Here is a 21,569-nt window from a genome sequence, read left to right on the forward strand (position 1 = left end):
AGTGCCCAAATGCTGCTGCTGATCGACAACTACGACTCGTTTACCTACAACCTGGTACACTATTTAGGCGAACTTGGTGCCGAAATGGTCATTCGGCGGAATGACGCTCTGGACGTCCAGGAAGCCATGGCGATGAACCCGGCAGGCATCCTGCTGAGCCCCGGCCCCTGCGATCCCGATCAGGCGGGAATCTGTCTGGCCCTGACCGAGGCCGCTGCCGAGACCAAGACGCCCCTGATGGGCGTATGCCTTGGCCACCAGACCATCGGGCAGGCCTTTGGCGGCGACGTGATCCGGTGTCATGAGATCGTGCACGGCAAGATGGGCACCATGCATCACACCGGGAAAGGCCTGTTTGCCGGGCTGCCCACGCCGTTCGAGGCAACCCGCTATCATTCACTGGTGGTAGATCCCACCACCCTGCCCGATTGCCTTGAGATCACGGCCGAGCTGGAAGACGGCACCATCATGGGCCTGCAGCACAAAGAGCTGCCCATCCACGGCGTCCAGTTCCACCCGGAATCCATCGCCTCCGAGCACGGTCACGCCCTGCTCAAGAATTTCCTGTCCGAGATGAAAGTTCCCGTATGAGCGACGCTCTGAAACCGCTGATCGGAGCCGCCGCTGACCGGTCTCTGACCCGCGACGAGGCCGAAAAGGCCTTTGGCATCCTGTTTGAAGGCGAAGCCACGCCCAGCCAGATCGGTGGGCTTTTGATGGCGATGCGCACACGTGGCGAAACGGTTGAGGAATACGCCGCCGCCGCCGCCGTGATGCGTGCGAAGTGTAATGCTGTGAAAGCGCCCCCAGGTGCGATGGATATTGTCGGCACCGGGGGTGACGGCAAGGGCACTCTGAACATCTCGACCGCCACGGCGTTTGTTGTGGCCGGGGCCGGTGTGACCGTGGCCAAGCACGGCAACCGCAACCTCAGCTCGAAATCCGGTGCTGCGGATGCCTTGGGGCAACTAGGCATTAACGTGATGGTTGGTCCGGAAGTTGTTGAAAACGCTTTGAAAGAGGTTGGTATCGGCTTCATGATGGCGCCAATGCATCACCCGGCTATCGCCCACGTCATGCCCTCGCGGCAGGAACTTGGTACACGCACGATTTTCAACATCCTTGGGCCGCTGACCAATCCCGCCGGTGCAAAACGCCAGCTGACCGGAGCATTCAGCCGCGAATTGATCCGCCCGATGGCGGAAACGCTGGGCCTGCTTGGTTCGGATCGCGCATGGCTGGTGCACGGGTCGGATGGCACCGATGAGCTGACCATCACCGGCATCAGCTGGGTCGCCGCACTTGAAGACGGCCGTGTCAAAGAGGTCGAGCTTCACCCCGAAGACGCAGGCCTGCCAGTTCATCCGTTCGAAGACATCCTCGGCGGCACGCCCGAAGAAAACGCCGTTGCCTTCCGTGCGCTGCTGGACGGGCAGCCCTCGGCCTATCGCGATGCGGTGCTGTTGAATTCCGCCGCCGCGCTTGTCGTCGCAGATGCTGCCACCGACCTCAAGGACGGGGTTGCCAAAGCCGTGGAAAGCATAGACAGCGGAAAAGCCAAAGAAAAAATCGCCGCACTGGCCCGAATGACTCAGGAGGCCGCATGACAGAGACGGTACTGGACAAAATCAAAGCCTATAAGCTTGAGGAAGTCGCCGCAGACAAGGCAGAGAAACCTCTGGACCTTCTGGAAGGCGAAGCACGGTTTGCCCCTGAAGTTCGCGGCTTTGCGAACGCATTGCAAAAGGCCACACGCAAAGGCTATGGCCTGATTGCCGAGGTCAAGAAAGCCAGCCCGTCCAAAGGCCTGATCCGCCCCGATTTCGACCCGCCCGCGCTGGCAAAAGCCTATGAAGACGGCGGCGCGGCTTGCTTGTCGGTGCTGACCGATACGCCCAGCTTTCAGGGGGCCAAAGAGTATCTGACCGAAGCCCGCGCGGCCACATCGCTGCCCGCGCTGCGCAAGGATTTCATGTACGACCCGTATCAGGTGATCGAGGCGCGCGCTTTGGGCGCGGACTGCATTCTGATCATCATGGCCTCGGTAGAAGATAGCCAGGCCGCCGAGCTGGAGCAGACTGCCTTCGACTGGGGCATGGACGTTCTGATCGAGGTTCATGACGAAGCCGAACTGGAACGCGCGACGCAGCTGAAAAGCCCGCTGATCGGGATAAACAACCGCAACCTCAAGACCTTCGAGACCTCGCTTGATACCACGCGCCGGTTGTCGAAACTGGTGCCGGGCGACCGGACCATCGTATGTGAAAGCGGTCTGAGCACGCCCGAAGACCTGGCCGACATCGCCCGCTATGGCGCGCGCTGCTTCCTGATCGGTGAAAGCCTGATGCGTCAGGACGATGTCACAGCCGCAACCCGCCAATTGCTGGCGAACCCGCTGATCCCCGGAGTGATGTAATGCCACTGACCCATTTCGACGCTCAAGGACAGGCGCACATGGTCGATGTGTCGGACAAGGCCGTCACCGACCGGGTGGCGGTTGCCGCCGCCCATATCAAAATGGCGCAGGAAACCTTTGATCTGATTTCCGAAGGCCGCGCCAAGAAGGGTGACGTTCTGGGCGTCGCGCGTCTGGCCGGTATCATGGGTGCAAAAAAAACACCTGACCTGATCCCGCTGTGCCACCCGCTGCCGGTGACCAAGGTGGCTGTTGAGCTGACGCTGGACCCCGACCTGCCGGGTGTTCAGATCGAGGCGACCGTCAAGACTTCGGGCCAGACCGGGGTTGAGATGGAGGCGCTGACCGCAGCTTCAACCGCCGCACTGACCGTCTATGACATGACCAAGGCCGTCGATAAGGCGATGGAGATTGGCGGCCTTCGCGTCTTGCTGAAAGACGGCGGAAAATCAGGACGTTACGAGGCGAAATGATTACGGTCAAAGACGCCCGGGCGCTGCTGTTTGATCTTGTTTCTCCGCTGAACGCCGAAAACGTTCCGCTTGTCGAAGCCGCCGGGCGCGTACTGGCGCGGGACGTCAGTGCCACCCGCGACCAGCCGCCTTTTGCCGCGTCCTCGATGGATGGCTATGCCCTGAAATCGACCGAGGTCGAACTGCACGCGATGTTCAAGGTCATCGGTGAATCCGCCGCCGGGCGTCGGTTCAAAGGCACCGTCGGACCGGGCCAAGCGGTACGTATCTTCACCGGCGCTCCGGTACCCGAAGGCGCTGATTTTGTTGTTATTCAAGAAGATACCGTCCGTCGTGGTGATCTGCTGACGATCACCGATGAACCCGGATCCAAGTCCAACATCCGCCCTGCCGGTATCGATTTCCAAACCGGCTCCCAAATCTCAGCTCTGCGCGTTCTGCGCCCCGAGGATGTTGCGTTGATGGCGGCCATGAACATTCCGGCAGTTCCGGTCACGCGCAAACCCGTGGTCGCGCTGATCTCGACAGGGGATGAATTGGTCATGCCGGGCGAAACCCCCGGCCCCGATCAAATCATCGCGTCGAACACATTTGGCCTGAAAGCTCTGCTGGAAAACGCGGGCGCACAAGTGCGCGTCCTGCCGATTGCACGCGACACCGTTGCCTCGCTTGAAACCGCCTTCGGGCTGGCAGAAGGTGCCGATTTGGTCGTCACCATCGGCGGAGCCTCGGTTGGCGAATATGATCTTGTCGCCGATGTCTCACAGTCGCTGGGGATGGAACGGTCCTTCTACAAAATCCGGATGCGTCCGGGGAAACCTCTGATGGCCGGTCGGTTAGGCGATGCCGCGATGGTTGGTCTGCCGGGAAATCCTGTCAGCGCAATGGTTTGCGGCTATCTTTTCCTGATCCCGATGGTGCGTCGCATGTTGGGTGTTGAGCAGGTTCTGCCCCCGTTTCAGCGCGCCCGATTGGCCGAACCGATCGGCGAAAACGGCCCACGCGAACACTACATGCGCGCGATACTGGACGATCAGGGCATTCGCGCCTGTGCGGATCAGGACAGCTCTTTGCTGAGTGTTTTGGCGCAGGCCAATGCCCTGTTGCTACGCGAACCGCACGATGCTGCACGCGCTGCCGGGGATGAGGTGCTGTACCTGCCGATCTAGCCAACGCTCAAATCCGTTGACACAAAACGTGAACATGCGTAGAACAAAAGAAAACGCATGACCGACGAGGTGTGAGCAATGCTGACCAAGAAACAGTTGGATTTGTTGGAATTCATCCACAAACGCGTTCAGGCGGACGGCGTTCCGCCCAGTTTCGATGAAATGAAGGCTGCGCTGGATCTGCGATCGAAATCCGGCATCCATCGTCTGATCACCGCGCTGGAAGAACGCGGCTTTATCCGCCGCCTCGCCCACCGCGCCCGCGCCATTGAGATTGTCAAACTGCCGGAAAGTCTTGGCGGCGAACCTACTGCCGCTTTCAAACCGCGTGTTATCGAGGGTGACAGGCCCGAAGGTCCGCGCCCGGCGAATTTCGAGCCCGTCACCGTGGACGCGATGGAACTGCCGGTGATGGGTCGCATCGCGGCAGGTGTCCCGATCGAGGCGATCAGCCATGTTTCGCATCGTGTGGCGGTCCCCGGCAGCATGGTTTCCGGTAAAGGTGAGCATTACGCGCTGGAAGTCCGCGGAGATTCGATGATCGACGCGGGTATCAATGACGGTGACGTCGTGGTCATCCGCGAAACCAGAGTGGCGGATAACGGCGACATCGTTGTGGCGCTGGTCGAGGATCAGGAAGCCACGCTGAAACGATTCTTCCGGCGCGGCAACGCCATCGCGCTTGAGGCCGCGAACCCAGCATATGAAACCCGCGTTCTGCCCGAAGACAAGGTCAAGGTTCAGGGGCGGCTGGTTGGACTGATCCGCAGCTACTGAGGTTGCTTTGCCCGGTGGTTCCCGGCCATCTCCGGGGACCATAGCCGGTGACCGGTGGCCTCTCGGCTGGTTGTCAGGCCGCCACCGGACAAAGCCAAGCTTCCGGTTTCTTTCAGGCGATCCGGGTCGAAAAGGCCGCAATCTCCGGTCAGGTCCAGAGGTACCGCCGACACGACGATCTGGTTCTTCCGGCATTCCTGAAACCCTTGCGCTGCGCGTTTTCCAGTCACGTGAACCAGTTCCTTGCCCTGCCAGACATACCGCTGAATTCCGCCTGACGTGTCGGGCCAGCGGTGAGCGGCATTGACCTGATCCGCACCATCCCCGTCATTTTCCAGCCAGACAGTGGCAATAAACCCGCTGCCCTTTTCCTTGCTGAGCGCACGACCGTTTTCAGTCATGACACCCACCAATCCTCCAGAATCCGCAATCAGAACCTCGGGGCGGTGTCCCTGCCCCCAAAGCAAAAAGGCTGCCGCCACCGGCGCAACCCCTATCCATTTTGCCCGCCCGTGCCACAGCGCCAGCCACAAAGCACCGAGGGCAAACATCGGCAAAACATAGTGCGGCGGGCTGACGACATATCCTTGGGCGCCATCCAGACCTGACACCTTGTCCGAGACAATCAAAATCCACTGCAACCCCAATCCCATGACGTGCAGTGCAAGTGCCTCTAACCCGAACGGGGCCAACAGCGCCGCGACAAAGGCCGCTGGTACCACAACCGTCCCCATAACCGGCACCGAGAGCATATTGGCCAGCAACCCATAGTGCGACATCGTATTGAAATGCGCCGCCCCGATCGGAGCCGTCGCCAACCCGGCAATCGCCGAGGACAAAAGCAGCCCCACCACAGGTTTCGTCCATTTCGGCCCCGGCATCGGCCCATAGTCCCGCAATTGGCCAAACACGGCGACAAGCGCGGTCGTCGCGGCAAAGGACATCTGGAACCCGGGACTCAGCAGAGATTCAGGACGCAGCACCAAGACGATCAAAGCAGCCACAGCAACGACTCGTAGGGAAATTGCGCGGCGGTCGATCAGGACGGCCCCCAGCATGACGCTGGCCATGACAAAGGCCCGCTCGGTGGCGACGTTGCCACCAGACAGCATCAAATAGATGACAGCCGCAGCCAGCGCGCAGAGCGCCGCCAGCTTGCGCACCGGCAGGCGCAAGGCCACGGAGGGAAAGGCAGAAAGGGCCAATCGGCAGACCAGAAACACGAACCCGGTCAGCAGGCCCATATGCAGACCGGATATTGCCAGCAAGTGCGCAAGGTTCGAGGCGCGCAGCGATTTCAGTGTCTCCTGCCCCATACCGCTGCGGTCGCCGGTTGTGACCGCGGCTGCGAACCCTCCGATCTCACCGGGAAGGATCGAACGGACCCGCTCGGAAATCGCCATCCGCAAGGCCGTGACACGCACTCCTTCGGTCGCCTCTTCCGGTCGCGCAACCGTCATCACCGGAACGCGGGTGTATCCGACTGCACCGAGACGCTGGAACCAGGCATGGCGGCGGAAATCGAAACCTCCGGGCTCGACCGGGCCTTGTGGCGGCGACAAGTGGCCTGTCGTCATGATCCTTTGGCCCGGCGCCAGATCGGCCGATTCACCATGCAATGAAAGCCGGACGCGCTGCGGTCGCCGGTCCTCGGGCACATCCCCTATGCGCACCTGATCCAGCGTCACCCGCAACGCGTCCGAGGCAGAGCGATCCATGGCCACGACCCGCCCCTCGACCGGGCCGTAATAACGCCAGGACAGGACCGGCTCTGCGACCGAGTGGGCCCGCGCACCGGCAAGTACAAAACCTGCCGCGATCAACGCACCCCCCATTGCCAACGCAGCCCAACCGGTTCGCACTTTGCGACCGGCCCAGACAAGACCCAACATCAGCGCCAGCAGGCACGAGTACACCTGCCAGCCCGGTTCAAACCGGAGACTGAAGTACAGACCGATACCGATAGCCAGACATACCGGAGACCATTGGAACAAATACCCTGTCTGGTTCAGCAATGCGGCCTCGACCCGTGCCAGAACACGCATGGTTGCCCCCGTCCTTCGGGCTCGTTAGACAGGCGCCAAACTATGCCAGACACGGTTACCAAAAGGTTAATCCACACAATGTCCGATCAGGTCGTCACCCGTTTCGCCCCTTCGCCCACCGGTTTTCTGCACATTGGTGGTGCCCGCACCGCGCTGTTCAACTGGCTGTATGCCCGCGGGCGTGGCGGCAAGTTCCTGCTGCGGATCGAGGACACCGACCGCGAACGCTCGACCCCCGAGGCGACAGCGGCGATTCTACAGGGCATGGCATGGCTGGGGCTGGACCATGATGGCGACGTGATCAGCCAGTTCGAAGGTGCAGCGCGCCATGCAGAAGTGGCCAATCAGCTGCTGGCCGAGGGCAAGGCGTACAAGTGCTTTTCGTCGCAGGACGAGATCGCCGCGTTCCGCGAACAGGCCCGGGCCGAAGGGAAATCCACCCTGTTCCGCAGCCCCTGGCGCGATGCCGACCCGGCGACCCACCCGGACGCACCGTTCGTGATCCGCATCAAGGCTCCGCAAGACGGAGCGACCGTGATCCGCGATCAGGTGCAGGGCGACGTGACCATCCGCAACGATCAGTTGGACGACATGATCCTGCTGCGCTCGGACGGAACCCCGGTTTATATGCTGGCCGTAGTGGTGGACGATCACGATATGGGCGTGACCCATGTGATCCGGGGCGACGACCACCTGAACAATGCCGCGCGTCAGATGATGATCTATGAAGCGATGGGCTGGGACGTTCCGGTCTGGGCGCATATCCCGCTGATTCACGGGCCTGACGGCAAGAAATTGTCGAAACGTCACGGCGCTCTGGGTGCACAGGAATACCAGGCGATGGGTTACCCAGCAGCAGGTATGCGCAATTATCTGGCGCGCCTGGGTTGGAGCCACGGTGACGACGAGTTCTTTACCGACGCACAGGCGAAAGAGTGGTTCGATCTGGACGGGATTGGAAAGAGCCCGGCCCGTTTCGACTTGAAAAAGCTCGAAAATCTCTGCGGGCAGCATATTGCGATTGCCGATGATGCTGCGCTGCGGCATGAAATCGAGGCCTATCTGGACGCAGCGGAACTTCCTGCTCTGACGGCGACACAATCCGGTGATCTGGAACGTGCGATGTATTGTCTTAAGGACCGCGCCCGCACTTTCCCGGAACTGCTTGAAAAGGCTCACTTTGCGCTGATTTCCCGCCCCATTGAGCCGGATGAGAAAGCGGCCAAGGCCCTACAATCTGTATCCGACGGTATACTGAAAGAATTGACGCCGCACGTGCAAAATGCTAGCTGGTCGCGGAACGAACTGGAGGAGGTCCTCAACGCCTTTGCCGAGGCACAGGGGGTCAAGTTTGGCAAGCTGGCCGGCCCGCTCAGGGCGGCACTCGCGGGCCGCGCTGTTACACCTTCGGTTTTTGACATGATGCTTGTGCTGGGGCGCGATGAAACCCTGGCGCGGCTTTCCGACGCAGCAAACTAATCCTGGGTTCATATTCAGGTAACGCTGCTCCGCTACGACCCGGTCAGCACATCCGTGCATGACCGCCGACCGCACAGCCGATTGCTTTTTCGGCACGCGCATGATTGAGGAAGGGACAGAAATGACCGACAACAAAACAGCCACTCTGAAAGTCCATGGTGAAACATACGAGTTGCCGGTTCATTCGCCGACCGCAGGGCCCGACGTAATCGACATTCGTAAGCTCTATGGTCAGGCTGGCGTGTTTACCTATGACCCCGGCTTTACATCGACCGCAAGCTGCGACAGCACCATCACCTATATCGATGGTGAAAAGGGCGAGCTGCTGCACCGCGGCTATCCGATTGACCAACTGGCCGAGAAATCCCACTTCCTCGAGGTTTGTTACCTGCTGCTGTACGGAGAGCTGCCGGCGGCCAAGGATCTGGAGAAATTCGAAACCACGATCACCCGCCACACAATGCTGCACGAACAGATGCAGTATTTCTATCGTGGGTTCCGCCGCGACGCGCATCCGATGGCGATCATGGTGGGCGTTGTGGGTGCAATGTCGGCCTTCTATCACGACTCGACCGATATCAACGATCCGCACCAGCGCGAGGTCGCCTCGCACCGGCTGATCGCCAAGATGCCGACCATTGCCGCGTGGGCCTATAAATACCACACCGGTCAGCCCTTCGTGTATCCGCGCAACGATATGGACTATGCGTCGAACTTCCTGCGCATGTGTTTCAGCGTTCCGGCCGAGGAATATGAGGTCAACCCGATCCTCAGCCGTGCCATGGACCGTATCCTGACCCTGCACGCGGATCATGAGCAGAACGCCTCGACCTCGACCGTGCGTCTGGCGTCCTCCTCGGGCGCCAACCCGTTTGCCTGTATCGCCGCCGGTATTGCCTGCCTTTGGGGTCCAGCCCATGGCGGCGCCAACCAGGCCTGCCTGGAAATGCTGGAAGAGATCGGCACCGTCGACCGCATCCCCGAATACATCGCCCGCGCCAAGGACAAGAACGATCCGTTCCGCCTGATGGGCTTTGGCCACCGCGTCTACAAGAACTTCGACCCGCGCGCCAAGGTGATGAAGCAATCAGCCGACGAGGTGCTTGATCTGCTGGGTGTGGAAGACAACCCGAAACTGCAGGTCGCCAAAGAGCTGGAGCGCGAAGCCCTGGAAGATCCGTATTTCGCCGAGAAGAAACTGTTCCCGAACGTGGACTTCTACTCGGGCATCATTCTCGAGGCGATGGGCTTCCCGACCTCGATGTTCACCCCGATCTTTGCGCTGTCGCGCACCGTTGGCTGGGTGAGTCAGTGGAAAGAAATGATCGCCGATCCTCAGAACAAGATCGGCCGTCCGCGCCAGCTGTATCTGGGCGAAACCATGCGCGATTACGTGGATATCGAAAACCGCTGACCGCCGCGATTGAATGCCAAAGCCCCGGACCTGCGTCCGGGGCTTTTTTGTTACAGCAGGCTCAACTGATCGCCGATCTGGGCCGGGCGGGCGAATAGATCGCATCGCAAGGGCGGCGTGCGCGTCGTCAATCCCAGACGTTTGACAGCCAGCGTGAACCGCTTGGCAATTAGCCCCGCATACTCTCCTTCTCCGCGCATCCGATGGCCCCAGCGCGGGTCATAGTCCCTGCCCCCATGCATTTCCCGCAGCTTTGACATGATCTTTTCGACGCGTTCAGGCTCATGATCCTTAAGCCAGCCTTGCCACAGGTCCGACACCTCACGCGGCAGGCGCAGCATGATCCAGCTGGCGGAATCGGCGCCCGCATCCCTGCCCGCCTCAAGCAGATATTCCAGTTCATGATCCGTCAGCCCCGGAATCACCGGAGAAGTCATGACCCGCACCGGCACCCCCTCCTCGGTCAGGCGGCGAATGACGACCAACCGCCGCCGCGGAGACGGCGCGCGCGGCTCCATCCTCCGGGACAGATCCGCATCCAGCGTGGTCAGCGAAATCCCGACCCGAACCAACCCCTTGGCGGCCATTGGTGCCAGAATATCCAGATCGCGTTCGACCAACGCGCCCTTGGTGACAATGCCGACCGGATGGTTGAACTCCTGAAAAACCGACAGGCAATCTCTTGTTATATTGCGATTTTTCTCTATCGGCTGATACGGGTCCGTATTCGTCCCCAAGGCGATGGTTGCCACTTTGTAGCCCTTGGCTGACAGCTCTTTGCGCAGGACATCCGCCGCATTCGGGCGGGCAATCAGGCGGGTTTCAAAGTCCAGCCCCGGCGACAATCCCAGATAGGCGTGAGTCGGGCGCGCAAAGCAATACACGCAGCCATGTTCGCACCCGCGATACGGGTTGATCGAGCGATCAAATGGCAGATCCGGCGACCGGTTATAGGTGATCAGGCTGCGCGCGATCTCGTCCCTGACGTCGGTCCGCAGAGGCGGGATATCCTCTTCCATTTCCCAGCCGTCATCGCAGGGTACGGTGTCGAATTGCTCGAACCGGCCTGCTGTGTTTGTGACGACCCCGCGGCCCCGGACATGCGATGCAGTCATATTTGTTCCCGTTATGTTCCATACCGAGATATATATACAATTACGCGATCCAGCAAGAAGGCCTTACAGTTTCACGTTGATTTCAGCCACTTGATCGCGCAGGACGGGCGGAAATGGAAAATGAACGGGATGCAGGATTATCTTGCAGAAAATTCTGTCGAGCCGTGTAAAAATTTGACGTATAGGTCGGTCTCGAAACTACTGAGGTCGCAATCGTCACAGTCAAACTGCGGCGTTTTGGCCAAAACGGCAAAAATGCCACCACGGGCCGATGGTCCGCACAGCTCAGGGAAGCGCCCCATGTCCGACGAAGAAGACATCGTCCTGTCCGAACTCAACGACGAAGAACTTGTCGAGCAGATGTTCGACGATCTTTACGACGGTCTGAAAGAAGAGATCGAAGAAGGTGTGAACATCCTGCTGGAGCGCGGATGGACCCCCTACGACATCCTGACCAAAGCTCTGGTCGGCGGTATGACCGTTGTTGGCCATGACTTCCGTGACGGCATCCTGTTCGTCCCCGAAGTTCTGCTGGCCGCAAACGCGATGAAGGGCGGCATGTTCATCCTCAAGCCGCTGCTGGCCGAAACCGGCGCACCGCGCGTTGGCAAGATGGTCATCGGCACCGTGAAGGGCGACATCCACGACATCGGCAAGAACCTTGTCTCGATGATGATGGAAGGCGCCGGTTTCGAGGTTGTCGACATCGGCATCAACAACCCGGTCGAAAACTACCTGGAAGCGCTGGAAACCGAAAAGCCTGACATTCTGGGCATGTCGGCCCTGCTGACCACGACCATGCCCTACATGAAGGTCGTGATCGACACCATGGTCGAGCAAGGCCTGCGCGAAGAGTACATCGTTCTGGTCGGCGGCGCGCCGCTGAACGAAGAATTCGGCAAAGCGATCGGTGCAGACGGTTACTGCCGTGACGCAGCCGTGGCCGTGGAAATGGCCAAGGACTTCGTGTCGCGCAAGCACAACCAACTGGCCGGCTGATCGGACACGTTAGATTGTTCAGGGGCCGTCCGGTTTTCGGGCGGCCCTTTTTGTTTCCGCAGGCCACACTATCTGTCGCATAGTTTCCAAGAGGTACCCGATGCAGCAGGACAAATTGCCGGACGATGCCAGCCTGACCACCAAGGGCTATGCTTCTGACACGCAGGGGCAGATCCTGCTGTTGGCCTGCGGTGCGCTTGCGCGCGAGATTCTGGACCTGAAGCGCCGCAACGGCTGGGATCACATGGCCCTGACCTGCCTGCCCGCGATTCTGCATGTCCATCCGGAAAAGATCACCCAAGCGGTTCGGGACGCGGTGGCCAAGCATCGCGCTCAATACGACCAGATTTTTGTCGTCTACGCCGATTGCGGCACCGGCGGTCTGCTGGAAAAAGCCTGCGCGGAACTGGGCGTCGAGATGGTCAAAGGCCCCCACTGCTATTCTTTCTTCGAAGGAAATCAGGCCTTTGAGGCCCGGGGCGAGGATGAAACCACCGCCTTTTACCTGACCGATTTTCTGGCGCGGCAGTTCGATGCCTTTGTCTGGAAACCCTTGGGCCTAGACCGGCACCCCGAGCTGCGCGACATGTATTTCGGCAATTACACCAAGCTGGTCTATCAGGCACAGATCGACGATCCGGACCTGACCGAACGCGCCCGTGAATGTGCCGAGCGGATGGGTCTGAAATTTGAACGCCGCTTTACCGGCTATGGCGATCTGGAATCCACGCTGACAGATTGGGCAACCCGCAAACCGACGGCTTGATCCGCGTCAGGCGTTTTCCTGCGCGACCTCGCGAATGCGTTCGATCATCGCCCGCAGCCCGTTCGAACGCTGCGCCGACAGGTGATCGTTCAGACCCAGACGCGCCAGTTCACCCCCTGCATCCACCCTGGGAACCTCGCTGACCGGCAGGCCATTATACAATGACCGCAGAACCGCGATCAGCCCCCGCACGATCAGCGCGTCACTGTCGCCATCAAAGCGAAAAACGCCATCCTCGATAATCGGGTGCAGCCAGACCTGACTGGCACAGCCATGGACCTTGGTGGCCGGCACCTTGAGCGCGTTGTCCAGGGGCTCCATCGCCTTACCCTGATCGATGACGTGGCGGTACCGGTCTTCCCAGTCCTCCAAAAACTCGAAATCCTCGACGATGTCCTCAAAGGCAGGCGTAGCCATTTTGCGGCGGTCCTTTTGTTGCGATCATAACTGTGACCTATGCCGCCGACCTGCGCCTGTCCACCCCCAAGCGTGGCTTTTCAAACAGAGGAATTTGCGGTAACCCATTGCTGGAATTACTGCTCTGGACGCCTGCCCCATGCAAAAAACGTTTACTGTTCTTCTGGTCGCCACCTTGACCGTCTCTGGCTGCAGCAGCTGGCGGGACTCGCGGGTCAACCCGTCCAACTGGTTCGGATCAAGCACATCGGCTGACCCGGCCGAAACCGCCGCCTATGATGCCGACGCCCTGGTTCCAGAGCAACGCGAAGGCATCGGGCTGTTTTCCGGCCCCGAGGAAGAGGACAACAGTGTCCCGATCGCTCGAATTGACGAGTTGCGGATCGAGCCCACCCCGGGCGGCGCAATTGTCTATGTGTCGGGCACCGCGGCGCGGCAGGGGGCCTATAACGCCCGGCTGGTGCGCACCGAAAGCGAAGAGAATCAGAAGAACGGCGTTCTGGAATTCACGTTCCGCGTGGATTACCCAAAAAAGGCGACCAATCAGGGCACCGAGCGGTCGCGCATGGTGTCTGATGCCATCAATATCAGCCCGAAAGACCTGGAAAGCACCCGTCTGGTGCGGGTCGTGGGACAGCAGAACGCGCTGGAATCCCGGCGCCGGTAAAAGGCGTTACAGGGATACGACCTCGACGTTCTGGCCCTTTGCGGCCAGTGCGATCTTGCCTTCGCAGAGCTTCAAGGCATCTTCCCCGAACACCTCGAACCGCCAACCCGACATGGCGGGCAATTCCCGCTCGCCCGCTGCGATCTGATCCAGTTCCGAGCTGGTGGCGATCAGCTTGGCCGCCACGCCCGAGCTTTCGGTTTTCGATTTCAGCAGCACCCGCAGCAAATCCGCCAGCGCCGGGTTCACCTTCAGCTTGTCGCGGCTGTTATCTACGCGCGGCAATTGATCGGCGGGGCAGTTCACCCCCTTTTTCACGGCGGCCAGAATCCCTTCGGCAATCGCGCCTTTGCGGGCCTCGCGCAGCAGCAGGCGCGAACCACCCAGATCCGAGGGCGATTTCGGCTTGGTCGAGGCCAGCTCGATCAGCGCGTCATCCTTGAACACCCGGCTGCGCGGGACGTTGTTTTCCTGCGCATACGCCTCGCGGAACTGCGCCAGTTCACGCACCACGGCCAGGAATTTGGCGGAACTCGTCCGGGTTTTTACACGTTTCCACGCATCCTCGGGACGAATGTCATACGTCGTCGGCTGGGTCAGCGTGCGCAACTCCTCGGCCACCCAGTGGCTGCGCTGCGATTTCTTCAGTTGGGCTGCGAGGTGTTCATAAATCTGGCGCAGGTGGGTCACGTCAGCCAGCGCATAAGTCTTTTGCGCCTCGGACAGCGGTCGCCGGGACCAGTCAGTAAAGCGCGAGGTTTTGTCGACCCCCTGCTTGCAGACCTTGCGCACAAGCGTTTCATAACCGACCTGCTCACCAAAGCCGCAGACCATCGCAGCGACCTGTGTGTCGAACAGGGGTGTGGGAAAAACACCCGCCTCGACCCAGAATATCTCAAGATCCTGACGGGCGGCGTGGAAGACCTTGACGACATTCTCATTGCCGAACAGCTCATACAGCGGGTCCAGCGACAGACCATCGGCAAGCGGATCGACCAGAACCGCGCTGTCTTCGTCCTCGGACGGCACCGCAAGTTGCACCAGACAGAGTTTTGAATAGTAGGTCCGTTCGCGCAGAAACTCGGTATCTACGGTGACATAGTCATATTCCGCCGCGGCCTTGCAGAAATCGGCCAGCTCTTGCGTCGTTGTCAGGGTTTTCATGCGCGGTGCTGTTCTTGCTCTTGTTTTCTTCGGCTGATCATCTTGTCCGTACCCAGCCGTGGTGCAGACCATAGGCCGATTATGACACGTGTGTAAATCACCCTCAGACGATCAGGGCAGCAACACCGGAGTCCGATCCTCACTGGCGTAACGGCGCAACACTGCGGGGTAGAGCTTGTGCTCCCACACCAGCACGCGGGCAGCCAATTGTTCAGGCGTATCACCCGGTTCGATACTCACCCGCGCCTGCCCCAGGATCGGGCCATCATCCAGCGCCGCCGTCACCTCGTGAACGGAACATCCATGCTCGGCATCCCCCGCTTCAATCGCGCGGGCGTGGGTGTTGAGACCCTTGTATTTCGGCAGCAGCGAGGGGTGAATGTTCAGCATCCGTCCCTGAAAGCGCGAGACGAAATCGCCGGTCAGAACCCGCATGAACCCGGCAAGGCAAACGATGTCTGGCTGCGCCTGTTCCAGCGGCTTCAGTAATTCGGCCTCAAACGCAGCGCGGTCGCCTTTGAACGGACGGTGATCCACCGATGCGGTCGGGATGCCACGTTCGGCGGCCTTTTTCAGACCGCCGGCCTCGGCGTCATTCGACAGCACCAGACAGGGCCGCGCCGGGTGATCTCCGCCCATGCTGTCGACAAGCGACACCATATTGGAGCCACCGCCTGAAATCAGGATGGCGACGCGCTTTTCGCTCACAACAGCTTGCCCGAATAGGCCATGCCGGGGGTGTCGGTGACGGTACCGAGGCGCGAAACCGTCTCACCCGCCCCGGCCAGCAGTGCGGCCAGTTCGTCGGCGCGATCATCGGCGCAGACAACGATCATGCCGATGCCGCAGTTGAAAGTCTTCAGCATCTCGGCCTCGACGATTCCACCGGTCTCGGCCATCCAGCGGAAGACGGGCGGCAGGTCCCAGGCGTTCAGGTCAATCTCGGCACCCAGCCCCTCGGGCAGAACGCGCGGCAAGTTTTCAGTCAGGCCGCCGCCGGTGATATGGGCCAGCGCATGCACGCCCCCTGCCCGGATCGCCTGCAGCGCGGGCTTCACGTACAGACGCGTGGGGGTCAGCAGTGCCTCGCCCAGCGAACCGTCACCAAACGGAGACGCCGCATCCCAGCTCAGCCCCGAGATATCAACCAGTTTGCGTACCAGCGAATAGCCGTTGGAATGCACCCCGTTCGAGGCCAGCCCCAGCAGAACGTCGCCTTTTTGCACGTCCGTGGGCAGATGCGCCCCCCGCTCCATCGCGCCGACCGAGAACCCGGCCAGATCGAAATCGCCGTCGGGGTACATGCCCGGCATCTCAGCCGTTTCACCACCGATCAGCGCACAACCGGACTGCACACAGCCCTCGGCAATGCCTTCGATGATCCGCGCTGCGGTGTCCGTGTCCAGCTTGCCGGTGGCGAAATAGTCGAGGAAGAACAGCGGCTCGGCACCCTGGCAGATCAGGTCATTGACGCACATCGCCACCAGATCGATACCCACGCCATCGACAACGCCAGTATCAATGGCGATCCGCAGCTTGGTGCCCACGCCATCGGTCGCGCCAACCAGAATCGGGTCCTGATACCCGGCATCTTTCAGATCGAACAGAGCACCAAATCCGCCCAGCCCGCTCATTACGCCCGAGCGGTTGGTCCGCTTGGCTGCAGGTTTGATCCGGTCGACCAGAGCATTCCCCGCATCAATATCAACACCTGCATCGGCATAGGTGATTCCGTTCTTGCCCGTCGTCATGGCCAGCCCCTCATGAATGGTTCCCGCGCGGGTTATTCGATTGTGCGCCCTGTTGCAACGGTCAGGCTTGACGCGGGCGTTCACCGTGGTACTCAAAGCGCTCAGGCGGGCCTGTAGCTCAATTGGTTAGAGCAGAGCGCTCATAACGCTTTGGTTGCGGGTTCAAGTCCTGCCGGGCCTACCATATCCCTGCCTTGACGATAACGTTCCACCGCATCCGATCTTGCACTGTTTTCCCAAATCGCTTTCTTTTTGAACCGAAGGACAAAGCGCGAGGTCAAAAAGACATGGTCGAGACGATCCAGCCCCCGACCCGCCTTGTCGTCATCGTCGCGCCCAGCTTCAACATGTCGGCTACGATGGGATTCATCGATCCGTTCCGCGCAGCCAATTATCTGGATGGACGGTCCTATTTCAAATGGGTGTTCGCGTCGGAAACCGGCGGCTTCTGCGTGTCCAGCAATGGGGCGGGAATTGAAACGCAAGCGCTGGGTGATCTCGGCCCCGAGCCGCCCGGCATCGCCATCGTCTCGACCAGTTGGAACCCCGAGAGGCACCTGACCGACAGGCTCGGCAGCGTCCTGCGCCAATGGGCGCGGTCCGGTGCCACCTTGGGCGCGCTGGACACAGGCGCATTCGTGCTGGCACAGGCCGGGTTACTGACAGGGCGACGCGCGACCGTCCATTACGAGCATATCGACGCCTTTCAGGAGTTGTACCCCGATACCGAAGTGGTCGAGAACCTCTTTGCACTGGATGGCAACCGGATCACCTGTTGCGGTGGCGGCGCCTCGGTGGATTTTGCGCTGAAGATCGTGCAGGGCATCCATGGCAGCGCGCTGGCCAATGCGGCCGCGCGGTATATCTTTCACGACCGTCTGCGCGGCCCTGCCGCCATGCAGCAGCCCGAAGGCAGCGAGCCGCTGGGCGCGCTGGTTCCGGCCAACCTGAAGACGGCAATTCAGGTGATGGAGGCGCATCTGGAAGACCCCCTGCCAATCCCTGCGATCTGCGAACAGGTAGGTGTCTCACATCGCCAACTCGACCGATTGTTTGCAACCTACATCAAGAAGACCCCTGCCCTGTATTATCGTGACATCCGGCTGGATCGGGCGCGCGGTCTGGTCACGCAGACCGAATTGCCGATTGCGCAGGTCGCCATGGCGTCGGGCTTTGCAAGTCAGGTCCATTTCAGTCGGGCCTACAAGGATCGCTTTGGACTGCCCCCAAGCCAGGACCGCACCGAAGGCCGCGTACCTTTCGAATACCGTGCCTGGCCGATGCACCGTAAGCCCAAAGCCTGACATTTTCAGATGGCGTTAAAAGTTAAACTCGTGGCGTACTAAGTTAAGCGCCATAGCCCGTTTCCGGGGATCATACCCACAGCAAGCAACCCGCCGGGCCAGTCCCGGACGACTTTTGTGGAGCCCCCAAAATGAGCGCGCTGCCGTCCAAAGAGCAATTCGACCGGATATCCGAAGGGTTCAGCCCCGACCCGTTCAACACGCAATCCTTGAAGGCCGAGGCCTATGTGGACCCGGCATGGCATCAGGTGGACCTGAATGGAATCCTCGCCAAGACGTGGCAATGGGTGTGCCATGTCGAAAAGCTTCGTGCGCCCGGATCCTATGTGACTGTCGAGATTGCAAACCGGCCCGTTGCCGTGGTGCGCGACCGCGAAGGTACGCTGCGCGCCTTCTACAATGTCTGCAAGCATCGCGCGCATCACCTGTTGTCCGGCGAGGGCGAAACAACCCGCATCATGTGCCCCTACCACGCATGGGTCTACAAGCTGAACGGCCAGTTGGTCCGCGCGCCCGAAACCGAAAGTCTGACCGATTTCAACACCAAGGAGATCTGCCTGGATCAGGTGCAGGTCGAGGAATTCGCAGGCTTCATCTACGTCAATCTCGACCCTGACGCGCGACCTCTGCGCGAGGTTTCCGGCAATCTGGAGACCGAAATTCGCCACTGGGCCCCGGACATCGAGAACCTGACATTCGGCCACCGCCTGACCTATGAAATCAAGTCAAACTGGAAGAATGTCGTCGACAATTTCCTTGAATGCTATCACTGCCCGACCGCCCACAAGGATTTCTGTGATCTGGTAGATATGGACACCTACAAAGTGACCACCTACGGCATCTACTCCAGCCACATGGCCGAGGCGGGCAAAGGTGCGAACGCCGCCTATGACGTGTCAAATGCGACGGTGCGCACCCATGCGGTCTGGTGGCTGTGGCCCACGACCTGCCTGATGCGCTATCCGGGTCGGTCGTCGATGATTGTGCTGAACATCATTCCGATGGGTCCGGACCGCACGCTGGAAACCTATGACTTCTTCCTCGAAACCCCCGAGCCGGATGCGGCGGAACTGGAAGCCATCCGCTATCTAGATGAGGTTCTGCAACGTGAAGATATCGACATCGTCGAAAGCGTACAGCGCGGTATGAGCACGCCTGCGTTTACTCAGGGGCGCATCGTGCATGACCCGAACGGCTCGGGAAAATCGGAACATGCCGTGCATCACTTCCACGGGCTGGTGTTGGACGCCTACGCGCAGGCAGCACCGTGACACCGCCGAATATCGTCGTGGTCATGGCCGACCAGCTGGCACCGCATTTCTGCGGTGCTTACGGCCATCCAACGGTGAAAACGCCCCATATGGATGCGCTGGCCGCGCGTGGAATGCGGTTCGACGCAGCCTACTGCAACTCACCGCTCTGCGCGCCGTCGCGGTTTGCCTTCATGGCGGGGCAATTGATCAGCCGGATCGCCGCCTATGACAATGCCAGCGAGTTCCGCGCCTCGGTCCCCACCTTCGCGCATTACCTTCAGGCCTTGGGCTATCGCACGTGTCTGTCGGGCAAGATGCATTTCATCGGCCCGGACCAGAAACACGGGTTTCAGGATCGCGTGACCACCGACATCTATCCGTCGGACTTTGCCTGGACCCCCGATTGGGAGGCTCCGGACGAGCGCATCGACAAGTGGTATCACAACATGGCAACCGTCAAGGAAAGCGGCGAGGCCATCGCCACCTTCCAGACCGACTATGATGACGAGGTCGAGTTTGCCGCCCGCCGCTGGCTGATCGACCGGGGCCGGGATCGGGCCGCAGGGGACGAGGCTCCGTTCTGCCTGGTCGCCAGTTTCATCCACCCGCATGACCCGTATGTCGCCAAGCCGGAGTGGTGGAACCTCTATTCGGACGACGATGTTCCGATGCCGGAATTCACCCTGACGCCCGAGGAACAGGACCCGTTCTCGCGCCGGGTGATGGATGGGATCGAGGCCAGCTATGTCCCTTTGACCGATGAAGAAATCCGCCGCGCCCGCCGTGCCTATCTGGCCAATGTCAGCTATTTCGACAGCAAGCTGGGTGCGCTGGTGAAGACGCTGAGTGATGTCGGAGAGCTGGACAACACCATCCTCATCGTCACCGCCGATCACGGCGACATGCTGGGCGAGCGGGGTCTGTGGTACAAGATGAACTTCTTCGAACACTCTGCCCGCGTGCCGCTGATCATGGCCGGACCGGGCGTCGCACACGGCACCGCATCAAACGCCTGCTCACTGCTTGACCTGTTGCCGACCTTCGTCGACATCGCCGGAGGCAGCGCTGACGTGTTCGGAGAACCCGTGGACGGTCGCTCGCTGATGCCACTGGCACGCGGACAGGCTGACCCGGTGGACGAAGCCATCGGCGAGTACTGCGCCGAGATGACGCCCTATCCGGTTTTCATGATCCGCAGCGGACCATTGAAATATATCCACTGCGACCCGGACCCGCCGCAGCTTTATGATCTGTCCACTGATCCTATGGAAAAGATGAACCGTGCGACTGAACCGGACTATGCGGATCATGCCGCGCACTTCGCAGCCCGCGTTTCTCAGCGGTGGGACAGTGAAAAACTGCGCGCAGATATCATCGCCACGCAAAAATCCCGGCGCGCCCTTCACGCTGCGATGGCGGCTAACCCCGGGGAAAGCTGGGACTACAACCCACCACGGGATGCCTCACAGGACTATGTGCGCAATCACATGGATTGGACCATTGCGGCCAAACGCTATCGCTATCCGCCTTTGCAGGAGACCAAAGAATGATGCTGGAAGGTAAGACCGCTCTCGTCACCGGCGGACGCGGCGGGATCGGCCGCGCCATCGTGGCCCGGTTTCTGCGTGAAGGTGCGCGGGTCTATGCCGCCGACCTGACGCCCAAAGGGTCTTTGGCCGCACATGACGATGACGGCAGCATTTTTGTCAAACTCGACGTGACACAGGAAGCAGACGCCATTGCGGCGATGGACCAGGTCGCTCAGGACGCGGGCCAGTTGGACATTCTGGTCAATGCCGCAGGGATCGAGATCGAAAAGACCATCGAGCACACCACCCTTGACGAGTGGAACCTCTCTTTCGCGGTCAACGTCACCGGCACCTTTCTGACCTCGAAGCACGCTCTGCCTTTGCTGCGGAAGGCTGCCACAGGCGGCGGCGCCTCGATCATCAATTTCGGCAGCTATGACGGGTTCATCGCAGATCCCGGCCTTGCCGCCTATTGCGCCACAAAGGGCGCGGTTCATGCGCTGACCAAAGCGATGGCCTGCGATCATGGCCCCGAAGGTATCCGCGTGAACGCGATCTGCCCTGGCTACGTGGACACCCCCATGTTGCAGAGCTTTTTTTCCGGCGATGGCTCAGGTGGCGGCGGCAAAACCATCGATCAGTTGCAGCAAGCCGTACGCGATGTGCACCCGATGCGCAGCTATGGAACGCCGGACGACATCGCCAATCTGGTCAACTGGCTGGCCTCGGACGAGGCGCGTTATGCCAGCGGCCAGCTATGGGTTCTGGACGGTGGGCTGAGCGCGCAGGTTCAGCAGATGAAGGTATGAGATTACCGGACAGATGGGGGAA

At 60.5% G+C, this 21,569-nt stretch carries 21 protein-coding genes and 1 tRNA gene; 16 read left to right on the forward strand and 6 right to left on the reverse strand.

The window, feature by feature from the left end; genetic code table 11:
• Positions 1–9: 9 nt before the first annotated feature.
• From ACR0DO_RS04985 to lexA, 6 genes are all read left to right on the forward strand, one after another.
• A complete protein-coding gene (locus ACR0DO_RS04985; protein ID WP_170443808.1) occupies positions 10–591 on the forward strand; it encodes an aminodeoxychorismate/anthranilate synthase component II in 582 nt (193 codons plus the stop codon).
• Positions 588–1,607: an anthranilate phosphoribosyltransferase gene (gene trpD, locus ACR0DO_RS04990; RefSeq protein WP_480557010.1), complete on the forward strand. Its 1,020-nt coding sequence runs from the start codon at positions 588–590 to the stop codon at positions 1,605–1,607. The genes ACR0DO_RS04985 and trpD overlap by 4 nt, the downstream gene beginning before the upstream one ends.
• Positions 1,604–2,416 carry an indole-3-glycerol phosphate synthase TrpC gene (trpC, locus tag ACR0DO_RS04995; RefSeq protein ID WP_170671647.1) on the forward strand — a complete coding sequence of 271 codons (813 nt, stop codon included), beginning with the start codon at positions 1,604–1,606 and terminating at the stop codon, positions 2,414–2,416. Before trpD ends, trpC begins: the two co-directional genes overlap by 4 nt.
• Positions 2,416–2,889, forward strand: coding sequence for a cyclic pyranopterin monophosphate synthase MoaC (gene moaC, locus ACR0DO_RS05000; protein ID WP_480557012.1), 474 nt, complete (start codon positions 2,416–2,418; stop codon positions 2,887–2,889). Before trpC ends, moaC begins: the two co-directional genes overlap by 1 nt.
• Positions 2,886–4,058: a molybdopterin molybdotransferase MoeA gene (locus ACR0DO_RS05005; RefSeq protein WP_480557014.1), complete on the forward strand. Its 1,173-nt coding sequence runs from the start codon at positions 2,886–2,888 to the stop codon at positions 4,056–4,058. The genes moaC and ACR0DO_RS05005 overlap by 4 nt, the downstream gene beginning before the upstream one ends.
• A 78-nt stretch (positions 4,059–4,136) precedes the next feature.
• Positions 4,137–4,835 carry a transcriptional repressor LexA gene (gene lexA / locus ACR0DO_RS05010; protein WP_170671652.1) on the forward strand — a complete coding sequence of 233 codons (699 nt, stop codon included), beginning with the start codon at positions 4,137–4,139 and terminating at the stop codon, positions 4,833–4,835.
• Here the strand turns inward: lexA and ACR0DO_RS05015 are convergent.
• The gene (locus tag ACR0DO_RS05015) at positions 4,829–6,880 is read right to left on the reverse strand and encodes a ComEC/Rec2 family competence protein (protein WP_480557016.1); all 2,052 of its coding nucleotides are present in this window, start codon (positions 6,878–6,880) and stop codon (positions 4,829–4,831) included. The genes lexA and ACR0DO_RS05015 overlap by 7 nt on opposite strands.
• A 78-nt stretch (positions 6,881–6,958) precedes the next feature.
• Between ACR0DO_RS05015 and gltX the strand changes: the two genes are divergently transcribed.
• Positions 6,959–8,359 (forward strand): glutamate--tRNA ligase, encoded by a 1,401-nt coding sequence (gene gltX / locus ACR0DO_RS05020; RefSeq protein WP_480557469.1) that lies wholly within the window; start codon positions 6,959–6,961, stop codon positions 8,357–8,359.
• A 121-nt stretch (positions 8,360–8,480) separates the two neighbouring features.
• Positions 8,481–9,773 carry a citrate synthase gene (gene gltA / locus ACR0DO_RS05025; protein ID WP_170443794.1) on the forward strand — a complete coding sequence of 431 codons (1,293 nt, stop codon included), beginning with the start codon at positions 8,481–8,483 and terminating at the stop codon, positions 9,771–9,773.
• Between the two features lie 50 nt (positions 9,774–9,823).
• On the opposite strand, the gene ACR0DO_RS05030 is transcribed toward gltA, so the two are convergent.
• Complete coding sequence (locus tag ACR0DO_RS05030; protein WP_480557018.1) at positions 9,824–10,888, reverse strand: PA0069 family radical SAM protein; 1,065 nt, start codon at positions 10,886–10,888, stop codon at positions 9,824–9,826.
• Positions 10,889–11,188: 300 nt separating this feature from the next.
• On the opposite strand from ACR0DO_RS05030, the gene ACR0DO_RS05035 reads away from it, so the two are divergent.
• Both ACR0DO_RS05035 and ACR0DO_RS05040 read left to right on the forward strand, forming a co-directional pair.
• Positions 11,189–11,887, forward strand: a complete 699-nt coding sequence (locus tag ACR0DO_RS05035; protein WP_170443789.1) for a cobalamin B12-binding domain-containing protein — start codon at positions 11,189–11,191, stop codon at positions 11,885–11,887.
• A 100-nt stretch (positions 11,888–11,987) separates the two neighbouring features.
• Positions 11,988–12,653 (forward strand): DUF1638 domain-containing protein, encoded by a 666-nt coding sequence (locus ACR0DO_RS05040; protein ID WP_170671660.1) that lies wholly within the window; start codon positions 11,988–11,990, stop codon positions 12,651–12,653.
• Between the two features lie 6 nt (positions 12,654–12,659).
• Here the strand turns inward: ACR0DO_RS05040 and ACR0DO_RS05045 are convergent, their stop codons facing one another.
• On the reverse strand, positions 12,660–13,070 hold the full coding sequence (locus ACR0DO_RS05045; protein ID WP_170443785.1) for a SufE family protein: 411 nt from the start codon (positions 13,068–13,070) through the stop codon (positions 12,660–12,662).
• 139 nt (positions 13,071–13,209) lie between these two features.
• Here ACR0DO_RS05045 and ACR0DO_RS05050 point away from each other — a divergent pair, with 139 nt between their 5' ends.
• Complete coding sequence (locus ACR0DO_RS05050) at positions 13,210–13,737, forward strand: hypothetical protein (protein WP_480557021.1); 528 nt, start codon at positions 13,210–13,212, stop codon at positions 13,735–13,737.
• A gap of 6 nt (positions 13,738–13,743) precedes the next feature.
• Here the strand turns inward: ACR0DO_RS05050 and rnd are convergent, their stop codons facing one another.
• The 3 genes from rnd to purM form a co-directional block, all read right to left on the reverse strand.
• A complete protein-coding gene (gene rnd, locus ACR0DO_RS05055; RefSeq protein WP_480557023.1) occupies positions 13,744–14,901 on the reverse strand; it encodes a ribonuclease D in 1,158 nt (385 codons plus the stop codon).
• A gap of 111 nt (positions 14,902–15,012) precedes the next feature.
• Positions 15,013–15,609, reverse strand: a complete 597-nt coding sequence (gene purN, locus ACR0DO_RS05060) for a phosphoribosylglycinamide formyltransferase (RefSeq protein ID WP_480557025.1) — start codon at positions 15,607–15,609, stop codon at positions 15,013–15,015.
• Complete coding sequence (gene purM / locus ACR0DO_RS05065) at positions 15,606–16,652, reverse strand: phosphoribosylformylglycinamidine cyclo-ligase (RefSeq protein ID WP_480557027.1); 1,047 nt, start codon at positions 16,650–16,652, stop codon at positions 15,606–15,608. The genes purN and purM overlap by 4 nt, the downstream gene beginning before the upstream one ends.
• Positions 16,653–16,759: 107 nt before the next feature.
• Here purM and ACR0DO_RS05070 point away from each other — a divergent pair.
• The 5 genes from ACR0DO_RS05070 (at position 16,760) to ACR0DO_RS05090 (ending at position 21,547) form a co-directional block, all read left to right on the forward strand.
• Positions 16,760–16,836, forward strand: a tRNA-Ile gene (locus ACR0DO_RS05070).
• 103 nt (positions 16,837–16,939) lie between these two features.
• Positions 16,940–17,956 (forward strand): GlxA family transcriptional regulator, encoded by a 1,017-nt coding sequence (locus ACR0DO_RS05075; protein WP_480557029.1) that lies wholly within the window; start codon positions 16,940–16,942, stop codon positions 17,954–17,956.
• A gap of 131 nt (positions 17,957–18,087) precedes the next feature.
• Positions 18,088–19,227 (forward strand): aromatic ring-hydroxylating oxygenase subunit alpha, encoded by a 1,140-nt coding sequence (locus ACR0DO_RS05080; RefSeq protein ID WP_480557031.1) that lies wholly within the window; start codon positions 18,088–18,090, stop codon positions 19,225–19,227.
• Positions 19,224–20,759 (forward strand): choline-sulfatase, encoded by a 1,536-nt coding sequence (gene betC, locus ACR0DO_RS05085; protein ID WP_480557033.1) that lies wholly within the window; start codon positions 19,224–19,226, stop codon positions 20,757–20,759. Before ACR0DO_RS05080 ends, betC begins: the two co-directional genes overlap by 4 nt.
• The gene (locus ACR0DO_RS05090; RefSeq protein WP_480557035.1) at positions 20,759–21,547 is read left to right on the forward strand and encodes an SDR family NAD(P)-dependent oxidoreductase; all 789 of its coding nucleotides are present in this window, start codon (positions 20,759–20,761) and stop codon (positions 21,545–21,547) included. Before betC ends, ACR0DO_RS05090 begins: the two co-directional genes overlap by 1 nt.
• Positions 21,548–21,569 lie beyond the last annotated feature (22 nt).

This window comes from Ruegeria sp. AM9 (assembly GCF_056540565.1).